Below are 1,236 nucleotides of genomic sequence, written 5' to 3'. Positions count from 1 at the left end.
TTTTCGATTCGATTCGTCAAACTATACCGATATTTTCTAGGTGTCGATAGCCTTGAATACAGGTTCCTTGTAGGTTCAAAAATTTGTCAAGTATCATAAGTAAAATAATCTCGTTTTTGGCTATTATATCAAATCTTAACTCAATTGTCTATCTTTTGGTATTAACCTATTTGTGCCTTAAGTCCTTTCCTGTATGAATTTCAGCTACTTTTGAGCGTAGTTGCTCTCATCGAATTTTATTTTAAGTTAATTATTTGCATAACAATTCCCGAAGAGCCTTTATTATTTACCGATGCCACCCCGTCCTGTGGCCTTATAGGTGGAACCAAATCCAGTAGAAGACCGACCGCGAATAACGCCTGAGCCAATAGTCCCCGAAGGTCGAGCGGGAGCCGTAAAACGAGTATGTTGTGGAACTAAAATTTTAGTGCCTGGGGAGTAACGGGGTAAACTACGACCATAGGGGGTGACTAAATTGCCTGCGTTGCCTTGATAAACCGTTGTCGGACGATAGAGACGATGCTGGATACCGCCATGATAAAAATAAACGAAGTCATAGGTATTAGGATAGATAAAAGTTCCGCCAAAACTAGGATAGTAGCCGGTTCGTGGTTGACCACCATTTTCAGTAGCGGGACTACAGGTTAATCCCTCTGTTTGACATTGCTCCAAAGTGTCGTAAACGGGAGCATTACTTTCGTGTTCCCGTAAGGCTAGGGCTAGTTGTGCTTCACAGTCTTCTGGTGTTATGATCGGGGCGCTCGGTGTAACGGTACTTTTCCCCTGATTAACAGCCTGTTGTTGTTTGGTTAATTGTTGTTGACATTGACTGACATTTTCGTAAAAGATAGCTTCTACAGGTTGATCGGCAATCGCATCGTTAGGAGGCACTTCTGGGACAGAAGAAATATCAGAATTATCACTACAACTGGCGGTTAAGGTGGCGCAAAAAACCGCTAGAGCAAGATAGGAGAAGATTTGTTGGCGGCGGATCGGAATAACGCTTCTAGGTTGCATAATTTTAACCTCATAAATATTATGATATTTGGCTCTTCGTTACTCTTTATGCTAAATCAACATACAAGATGCCAAGACAACATACTTCTAACCCAAAAATTCCGAAAGTTTCTCAAGCCATAGCCTCTCCGTTTTATTAGTTTAAGTTTATTGTTGATTCCCTCGACCACCCCATTCGTTGTCCTTCGCTCGAAATAACTAATGATTTCTCCAAACCAG

The 1,236-nt window shown here is 41.4% G+C and carries 2 protein-coding genes; both read right to left on the bottom strand.

The genetic code is table 11. From position 1 onward, the window contains the following. Positions 1–282: 282 nt before the first annotated feature. Positions 283–1,017, bottom strand: coding sequence for a DUF1190 domain-containing protein (locus tag PX482_RS03455; protein WP_002760305.1), 735 nt, complete (start codon positions 1,015–1,017; stop codon positions 283–285). Between the two features lie 56 nt (positions 1,018–1,073). Next, positions 1,074–1,236, bottom strand: a 163-nt coding sequence (locus PX482_RS03450; protein ID WP_288031103.1) for a transposase, incomplete at its 5' end; no start/stop codon positions are given.

It is taken from the genome of Microcystis sp. M53602_WE12 (assembly GCF_030065455.1).
In the GTDB taxonomy this organism is placed as follows: Bacteria; Cyanobacteriota; Cyanobacteriia; order Cyanobacteriales; family Microcystaceae; genus Microcystis; species Microcystis aeruginosa.
The sequence above is the reverse complement of the archived record's forward strand: the minus strand, read 5'-3'. Positions and strand labels throughout refer to the sequence as shown.